Origin of the sequence: Hymenobacter artigasi (assembly GCF_012275535.1) — a bacterium.
GTDB lineage: Bacteria > Bacteroidota > Bacteroidia > Cytophagales > Hymenobacteraceae > Hymenobacter > Hymenobacter artigasi.
Genome location: NZ_JAAVTK010000016.1, coordinates 64,912 through 73,541, shown reverse-complemented (window position 1 = coordinate 73,541; position 8,630 = coordinate 64,912). Strand labels below are relative to the sequence as shown.

The 8,630-nt window shown below is 61.0% G+C and carries 8 protein-coding genes; 4 read left to right on the top strand and 4 right to left on the bottom strand.

The features are described 5' to 3' along the window. Positions 1-94: 94 nt before the first annotated feature. Together HBN54_RS20030 and HBN54_RS20025 are read left to right on the top strand one after the other, a co-directional pair. Complete coding sequence (locus HBN54_RS20030; protein WP_168675009.1) at positions 95-583, top strand: T9SS type A sorting domain-containing protein; 489 nt, start codon at positions 95-97, stop codon at positions 581-583. Positions 584-754: 171 nt separating this feature from the next. Then, complete coding sequence (locus HBN54_RS20025) at positions 755-1,663, top strand: ion channel (protein WP_168675008.1); 909 nt, start codon at positions 755-757, stop codon at positions 1,661-1,663. Between the two features lie 86 nt (positions 1,664-1,749). On the opposite strand, the gene HBN54_RS20020 is transcribed toward HBN54_RS20025, so the two are convergent. The 4 genes from HBN54_RS20020 to ruvX form a co-directional block, all read right to left on the bottom strand. Next, positions 1,750-2,727: a zinc dependent phospholipase C family protein gene (locus HBN54_RS20020; RefSeq protein ID WP_317170255.1), complete on the bottom strand. Its 978-nt coding sequence runs from the start codon at positions 2,725-2,727 to the stop codon at positions 1,750-1,752. A gap of 30 nt (positions 2,728-2,757) precedes the next feature. Next, on the bottom strand, positions 2,758-3,834 hold the full coding sequence (locus HBN54_RS20015) for a Fic family protein (RefSeq protein WP_168675007.1): 1,077 nt from the start codon (positions 3,832-3,834) through the stop codon (positions 2,758-2,760). A 154-nt stretch (positions 3,835-3,988) separates the two neighbouring features. Next, complete coding sequence (gene def, locus HBN54_RS20010) at positions 3,989-4,597, bottom strand: peptide deformylase (protein ID WP_168675006.1); 609 nt, start codon at positions 4,595-4,597, stop codon at positions 3,989-3,991. Between the two features lie 134 nt (positions 4,598-4,731). After that, the gene (gene ruvX, locus HBN54_RS20005; protein ID WP_168675005.1) at positions 4,732-5,157 is read right to left on the bottom strand and encodes a Holliday junction resolvase RuvX; all 426 of its coding nucleotides are present in this window, start codon (positions 5,155-5,157) and stop codon (positions 4,732-4,734) included. A gap of 424 nt (positions 5,158-5,581) precedes the next feature. Here ruvX and HBN54_RS20000 point away from each other — a divergent pair, with 424 nt between their 5' ends. Continuing rightward, positions 5,582-7,255 carry a S41 family peptidase gene (locus tag HBN54_RS20000; protein WP_168675004.1) on the top strand — a complete coding sequence of 558 codons (1,674 nt, stop codon included), beginning with the start codon at positions 5,582-5,584 and terminating at the stop codon, positions 7,253-7,255. A gap of 68 nt (positions 7,256-7,323) precedes the next feature. After that, positions 7,324-8,529: a homogentisate 1,2-dioxygenase gene (locus HBN54_RS19995; RefSeq protein WP_168675003.1), complete on the top strand. Its 1,206-nt coding sequence runs from the start codon at positions 7,324-7,326 to the stop codon at positions 8,527-8,529. Positions 8,530-8,630: the final 101 nt, after the last annotated feature.

The window sequence follows — 8,630 nt, the reverse complement described above, 5'->3', positions numbered from 1 at the left end:
GCACGCGCGGGTCCGTTAAATGGGCAAAGGAAGCGAAAGGGTCCATTCCCGAAACTAGCCTACGACCAGCTTACTTTTGGTGCGGAAGCCCTATATGCGGTGCAACACCCCCACGGCCGACAGTACTTCCCTCCTCAACGGCAGCAACCTCGATGCTGGCTACTTCGCACTCACTGCCCCCGGCCTGGGCCAGACGCAGGAGGAATACCGCAGCTTCACTACCGAAACCACGGTGCTGCTCGGCTACCGCAAGGGGCCCGAAACCTGGGGCCAGCTCACCCCCTTCGCGCAGCTGCTGCCCGTGCGCGCCAGCCGCCCGGCCAGCACCACGGCCGCCTTCCCCAATCCGTTTGGCTCAGAAATCCAAGTGGTTTTCACCCTGGCCAGTCCGCAGCCTGTGGGCCTGGAGCTGCATGATGTACTGGGCCGCCTGGTGCGGGAAGTGGCCGCTGCGCCGCAGCCAGCGGGGGCGCGGCAGCTCCCCTTGCCCACCGCCGGGCTACCAGTGGGCGTGTACAGCCTGCATTTGCGGCTTCTACAGGAAGGCCGCACGGAGGTGCTGCGCGTATTGAAAACTCAATAGCCCGCGCTGTTACTTTTTGAAAATAATGAACACGGCCGCCAACGGCAGCCGCCTCATCAAGGGAATGCTTGAAGCTGGGTTGGGCGTTCTCGGATGGTGGCGCTACTTTTGATGGCAACAGCTCGGGCCGGGCTCCTTTCGGCAAGCTGAAGCTTACCTCACGCCCTCCTCATGCCCACGCTCGACCCCGGCATCGGCGAAAAATTCTCGCGCCGCACCCGGCGGGCCATCAACCACGATGGCTCGTTCAACGTGCGGCGGCGCGGTGGCCCCCACCGCCACGACCCCTACCAGTGGCTTATTCAAATGGACTGGTGGCCGTTTATCGGTTTGGTCGTGGTGTTTTTTACGGTGCTGAATGTGGCCTTTGCCGGGGCCTATATGGCCCTGGGCCTCGAAGACCTGCCCGGCGTGGCCGCCCCGCGCGGGGCCGTGCAGGATTTTCTGAGCGCCCTGTTTTTCTCCATCCAGACGTTCACGTCCGTCGGCTACGGGCATGTGTACCCGGGCACCAATGCAACTGGCTTCCTCAGCAGCGTGGAGGCGCTGGTGGGCGTGCTCACCTTCGCGCTGGCCACGGGCTTGCTGTATGGGCGGTTTTCGCGGCCCACGGCGCGTATTCATTTCAGCCGCACGGCCATCATCAGCCGCCGGGCCGACGGCACGCCCTGCCTGCAGTTTCGCATCGCCAACCAGCGCAACAACATCCTCATCGACCTGCAGGCCCGCGTGCTGCTCAAAACCGTGCACCCCGCCACCAACGACCAGACCTACGCCCTGCTGCCGCTCGAACGCGACGCCATCAGCTTCTTCCCCCTGAGCTGGACCATCGTGCACGACATCACCCCCGAAAGCCCGCTCCACAGCCTCATCGCTGCCGATTACGAGCGGCTTGACGTTGAAATCATCATCCAGCTTAAAGCCTACGACGACACCTTCGCCCAGGACGTGCACGCCCGCAACTCCTACACCCACGACGAAATTGAGTGGCACCGCCGCTTTATCCGCGCCTACGAAGTGGACAATGACGGCATCGCCGTGCTGGACCTGGATATGGTGCACCAGACGGAAGCCTTGTAGCACATGCTTCAGCTTGTGCCCGAATCGAATAAATATCTGCTGCTCCAAGCGCCTGCACAAGCTGAAGCATGTGCTACAAGTACGAGTTACTCGTCGTGCCCCGGCGCGGCCGACACCGGCGTGCCGGCCGTTTGTTTGGCTTCCAGCTCCAGTCGCTGCTGCTCTTTGGCCGAGGGCGTGTAGGGCAGCTGGCGCAAATCGGGCGAGCCGCCATCTACCCAGCAGGTAAACCAGAAATCGCCGATGAGGGCCGCCGCGTAGCGCAGCTGCCGCTCGACCTGGCCATTGAGCCGGGCGTGGTAGGCCTTGCTGAACTCGCGCGAGTAGGCCCGCACCGTCTGGCTGCCGCGCTGCTCGTAGCCAAACTTCTGGTCTTCCTGATACTCAGCCGTGAGCTGTTTCTCGAACCGCAGCACCGAATCGACGGCCGCGTGCGAGCGGATAATGGCGGCCCAAATAGCATCGCTGGGCCGCTCCAGGTATTCGGCCTTACCGCTGAACAGGTCGTAGTCGGCGCTCAACAGCTCGGGCAGGCGCGATTCCCACAGGCCGTGAATACCGCGCTGGCCCGTGAGCTGGCCGTTGTAGTTGCGGGTGGTGTGCAGCGGCACGCAGGCATCGGCTATATAGTGCCCCATATCAGCCGAGAGGCTCAGAATGCGGTCGGTGTCCTTGGCCTTAAAGGCGGCGGTGAGCTGGTTTTTCATGCTCACCACGTTCCAGGGCACAATGCCGTGGCGCAGCAGCGAGTCCTCGCTGTAGCGGGCCACGGCGTCGGCATACTTGCGCGGCAGCTTAAACTCGGCACTGTCGCCGTAGCGGTCCACGTCGAGGAAGTGCTTGGGGGCCTCGCCCGGCACCACTGTGCGCCGCGAGTCGGGCCGCGTGGCATTCACCGTTAAATAGTCAATATTGGCCTTGTAAAAGCCAATCATGCCCGGCGGCAACGTGTACACCGCCAGCCGGTTCAGCAGGCGGTGGCCAAAAAAGCCCCACGCCTGCGCCTGGCGGGCAACGAAGAGCAGGGGCACACAAATCAGAAGCAGGTAGCCGTATTTTTTCACGGCTAACAAGGTACGAAACGTGGGCCGGAATCAGACGCGGCTGAGCAGGGAAATGAGCCGGCGGTTGCTGTATAGATGGTATTTGCCCAATTCGCTGGCTTCCAATAGACCAAGCTCTGCCAACTGGTTCAAATACTTCGTGGCCGTACTGTAGTGCACGCCCAGCACCCGCGCCGCCTGCGAAGGCGTGACAATGGGTTGAGTAAAAATGGCCTCAATCAACTCCTGCGGTATTTTGCGGCCGCTCTGCCGTACGGCTTCCCGAAACTGCTGAAGCAGCCCCACGCTTTCCACCAGCATCAGCTTGGTTTCACGGGCCTGCTGATAAAATCCTTCCAGCATAAACAGAATGAACGGCTCCCACTCGCCCGCTGCCGACACCTGCGCCAATAGCCGGTAGTAGTCAGGTCGGTGCCGGTTGATGTATCCGCTAAGGTAGAGTGTGGGCAGCGTCAGCAGCTCATGGTACGCTAGGTACAGCACCATAAGGATGCGACCCGTGCGGCCGTTGCCATCGCCAAACGGGTGAATGGCCTCGAACTGGTAATGCATGATGGCGCAGGCAATCAGCGGGTCGATACGCTCGTCGGGGGTATGCACAAAGTTTTCCCAGTTGCCCAGCAGGCGGCTTATGTCATGCGCCGGCGGCGGCGTGTAGACCGGCTGTTTGGTCGCGGAATTCACAATTTGGTTGGGTGTTTGCCGGTAGCCGGCGTAGCCACCCGGCAACAGCTGCCGCTGAATGCCCACAATTAGCCGCGACGACAGTGAGAGCGTGGGCAACTGCTCGAAGCCCCAGCGCATGGCTTGGCCATAGCGCAGTACCTCCTTATCGGCTGCCCGCTGCTCGGTTTCGGGAAAAAGCTGCTGCTGCAAAGCTTGCTCCACTGTAGTGTTTACGTTCTCGATATCGGAGCTGGCAATCGACTCCCGCAAAATAGCGGGCGACAACAAAAGCATGGGGTTCGGCAACGCTGCCGAATAACCCTTCAACTCGCCCAGTTCTGTTCGCGCCTTTGCTACCAATCGATTGAAGCGAAGGTCTTCAAAATCAATGGCTGGCGGCAGTTCCGGCAGGGCAAATGGATAAGCAGGTGAAAAAGCCATTAGTACATTTCGAGAATGATATGACAAATAAAATGAAAAAAACTGGCATATCCCGGAGGATATGCCAGTTTATATGTCATACCAGATTGCAACAATAGATTTTTATTCTAAGCTTCTGTATCAGAGCGCTATATGTTTTGTCGCTACTCCGCAACTACCGCCGCCGCCCGTCGCCCACGAACTTCATGCGGTACTCGTGCCGCACGTCGCCCTTGCTGATGCGGGCCAGCTTGCCCTTCAGCAGCTGCTTTTTAAAGCCCGAGAGCTTGTCGGTGAACAGGATGCCTTCCAGGTGGTCGTACTCGTGCTGAATCACGCGGGCGGCCATGCCCGAAAAGGCTTCCTCGTGCACCTGGCGGTTTTCATCCTCGTAGCGCAGCACGATGTCGGCGTGGCGCGTCACCAGCTCCCGCACCCCCGGGATGCTCAGGCAGCCTTCCTCGAAGCCCCATTCCTCGCCGGTTTCGCTCACCATTTGGGGGTTGATGAAGGCGCGCTTCACGGCCGGCTCGGGCACTTCGCCTTCTTCCAGCTCGGCCAGGTCTTCCTCGTCGAGGTCCACCATCGGGCCCGAATCCATCACGAACAGGCGCACGGCTTTGCCCACCTGGGGCGCCGCCAGGCCCACGCCGCTGGCCGAGTACATGGTTTCGTACATGTCGGCAATCAGCTGCTTGAGCTCAGCGGCCGGCAGGTCGGCGGCAATGTTTTTGGCTTTGGTCTTGAGGACGGGGTCGCCGATGGCAACAATGGAGTAAATCATGGTAAAAGGGAATATATGGTCGTCATGCAGAGCGCACCGAAGCATCTTTACCGCTTCGGTGCTTCGAGTGAATTACCATTGCGGTAAAGATGCTTCGCTGCGCTCTGCATGACGGTTTTTTAGAAACAGAGTACTCAAACTTCCCGCATCAGCGGCGATTCGAGGAATGACTGGAGAATAATGGTGGCGCTAATGCGGTCCACGGTGGCCTTGTCGCGCCGGGCCTTCTGGCCGAGGCCGCCGGCCAGCATGGTGGCGTGGGCCATGCGCGAAGTAAACCGCTCGTCGAGCTCATGAACGGGCAGCTCGGGCAGCTCGCGGCGCAGCGTGCGCAGCAGGCCCACCACGGCGCTGGTCACATCGGTAGGCTCGTTGAGCAGCGTGCGCGGCATGCCCACCACCACGGCGCGCAGCGGCTCGCGCAGGTGGTAGGCCTTCACATAGGTCAGCAAATCCTTGCTATGTATGGTTTCCAGCGGCGAGGCAATCATGCACAGCGGGTCGGTTACGGCCAGGCCCACGCGCTTATTTCCGTAGTCGATGGCAAGGATGCGACCCATGTGGTGGCGGTGTAAAGCGAGGAAAATGAAAAGCGCCGGCCAGTGCGGCCGGGTGCAAAGATACGGCGGGCCGAAAGGTCCCAATCCAGCGGGCAGCCCCGGCCGTAGTTGCTTCGGGGGCTGCCGCACTCAAACCGGAAAAAGCCGTGTCCAACGGGTAAACACCCGGCCTGGTCGAAAGCCATCCGAAAAATTATGAGTAAAATTATAAATTGCATTGATATTAAAAGGGCTGGTCAGCAATCGAAAAATTGTAATTTGCCACTAAAAATGCCTGTTTTTTGCCCTTTTATCGTAAATTATTGTATTGATTCGAGAAATCTGAAAATGGCTACCTTTCGGCACTTGAAACTGGGAAAATTTCAATAATTTTGAATTCCATCTAATACTATCCTATTGATTATTAACGCTACGCTTATCTCTCATGCCCACTTCTACCCCTGCTAACCAGGCAACTGGTATGCCCGCCGGCTCACGGCGGCGCGGCTGGCTGCGACAGGCATTATTGCTGGTACTGGCCATGGGCTGCGGCGTGTTGGTGGCCAATAATCCCTTCCGGCCCTCGTCGGAAAACCCCGATGCCACGGCCCGGGGCTACCTGCGCTTCAAGGAAATACTGAGCTACGTGGACCGCGACTACGCCGATTCCGTGGACACCGAAGGCCTGGCCGACTACGCCGTGGCCCAGATGCTGGAAAAGCTCGACCCGCATTCCGTGTATATCCCGGCCCGCGACCGCGAAAAAACCGATTCCTTCCTGCAAAGCGACTACGACGGCATCGGCGTCGAATTCAATACTTTCCGCGATACCGTGACGGTAGTGGCGCCGCTCAGCGGTGGCCCGGCCGAGCAGGCCGGCGTGCAGGCCGGCGACCAGATTCTGAGCATCGGCGGCAAGCGGGTTTCGGGCGCGCATCTCACCTCCGGGCAGCTGTCGCAGCTGCTGCGCGGCCCCCGGGGCAGCAGCGTGGCCATCGAGCTGCGCCGCCACCGGCTGGCGCGCTCGCTGAGCTTCAGCATTGCCCGCCGAAGCATTCCCAATAGCTCGATTGATGCCGCATACCTGGTTGATGACCAGACCGGCTACATTAAAGTAAGCCGCTTCGCTTCCAATACCTACGACGAGTTTAAGGCCGCGCTGGCCGACCTGCGCCACCAGGGCCTCACCCGCCTCGTGCTGGACCTGCGCGGCAACCCCGGCGGCTACCTCGACCGTGCCACCCGCCTGGCCGATGAGTTTATTGCCGGTTCGCGCAAAATCGTGTACACCGACGGTAAGGGCGACCAGTACGACTCGCAGACCTACGCCAAAGTAGCCGGCGAATTCGAGGAAGGCTCCCTGGTCGTGCTCGTGGACGAAGGCAGCGCCTCGGCCGCCGAGGTGGTGGCCGGTGCCCTGCAGGACCACGACCGCGCCACCCTGGTAGGCCGCCGCACCTTCGGCAAAGGCCTCGTGCAGCAGCCCATTGCCCTGAGCGATGGCGGCGAGCTGCGCCTCACCATTGCCCGCTACTACACGCCGGCCGGCCGCTCCATCCAGAAACCGTACGGGGCCAACTACGCCGAATACAGTGCCGAGCTGAGCGGCCGCTCTGACCGGGGCGAGCTGCAATCGGCCGACAGCATCCACTTTTCCAACAAGCTGCGCTTCCGCACCGACCACGGCCGCACCGTGTACGGCGGCGGTGGCATCATGCCCGATGTGTTCGTGCCGCGCGATTCGGTGGCCCACTCCGTTTACTATACCAAGCTGCTGAGCCACGGCGTAGTCCGCGCCTTCGCCCTGAATTTCTATCAAAGCCAAAAGGCCGAGCTGGAAGGCCTGCGCTTCGAGCAGTTCAACGCCACCTTCCGCATCACCGACGCGCAACTGCTGAGCCTGACCGCCCAGGCCGCCCAAGATGGCGTGAAGGCCGACGCGGCCGCCGTGCGCCGCTGCGCGGCGCTGCTGCGCAACCAGCTAAAGGCCTACATTGCCCGCAGCGCCTATGGCACCGTGGCGTACTACACCGTGCTCCGCGAGCAGGATGCCGAATTGCAGCGCGCCCTGCACGTGGTAAGCGACAGCACCGCACAGCTGGCGCTGCTGGGGAAGTAGGGGAGGGGGGGGCGCGTGGGCAGAGCCCTGTTCCGTAACTTCACGGCTCCATCCCACCCCCGCTTATCATGTCGCATTACCACCGCCTCGGCCAGATTCCGCGCAAGCGGCACACCCAGTTTCGCCAGCCCGACGGCTCCCTGTATTCGGAGCAGCTGGTGGGCACGCTGGGGTTTCACGGCGTGTCGTCGCTGCTCTACCACGTGCACCCGCCCACTCAGATTAAGCACGTTGGCCAGCCCAAGCCCTTCGCCCCGAAGCTGATTAAGGACCGGCCGCTCCAGCCCGAGCACCTGCGCACCCTGGCCCAGACCAGCACCGGCGGCGACTACCTGGCCGCCCGCCAAACCCTGCTCGGCAATGCCGATGTGACGATGAGCATCTGCAATCCCACGGATAAGCGGATGGACTATTACTACAAAAATGCCCAGGCCGATGAGGTGATTTTCGTGCACGAAGGCCGGGGCGAGCTGTGGAGCCAGATGGGCAAAGTGGCCTTCGAGCCCGGCGACTACGTGGTTGTGCCGCGCACGGTCATCCACCAGCTGCACTTTGAGGAAGGCCCGGTCCGGCTCATGATTATCGAGTCGTTCAGCCCCGTCGAAACCGTGCGGCGCTACCGCAACCACTTCGGCCAGCTGCTGGAGCACTCGCCCTACTGCGAGCGCGACATGCGCCCGCCGAGCGAGCTCATCACCGAAGAATTCCCGGAAGGTGATTACCTGGTATATACCAAAAAGGAAGGCCTGCTGCACGAGCTCACCTACGCGCACTCGCCGTTCGACGTGGTGGGCTGGGACGGCTATTTCTACCCCTACGCCTTCAGCATCCACGATTTTGAGCCGATAACCGGCCGCCTGCACCAGCCGCCGCCCGTGCACCAGACGTTTGAGGGGCACAACTACGTTATCTGCTCCTTCGTGCCGCGCTTGTTTGATTACCACCCGCTCAGCATTCCGGCGCCCTATAACCACTCCAACGTCGATTCGGACGAGGTGCTGTACTACGTGGCCGGCAATTTCATGTCGCGCAAGGGCGTCGATTTAGCGTCCTTCACCTGGCACCCCACCGGCCTGCCGCACGGCCCGCACCCCGGCACCGTGGAGGCCAGCATCGGCAAAAAAGAAACCCACGAGCTGGCCGTGATGCTCGACACGTTCCGCCCGCTCTACCTCACCGAAACGGCCCTGCAATACGTAGACGGCCGCTACCCCATGAGCTGGAACCCCGGCTTCGTGCCCGACCCGCCCCGCTCGGCCGATATGATGGACTAATTTTCATTTAACAGGTATCAATTAACATTTAACAGCCGTTCCATCTGCCCCAATTGAGCAGCTAGAACGGCTGTTAAATGTTAATTGATACCTGTTAAATG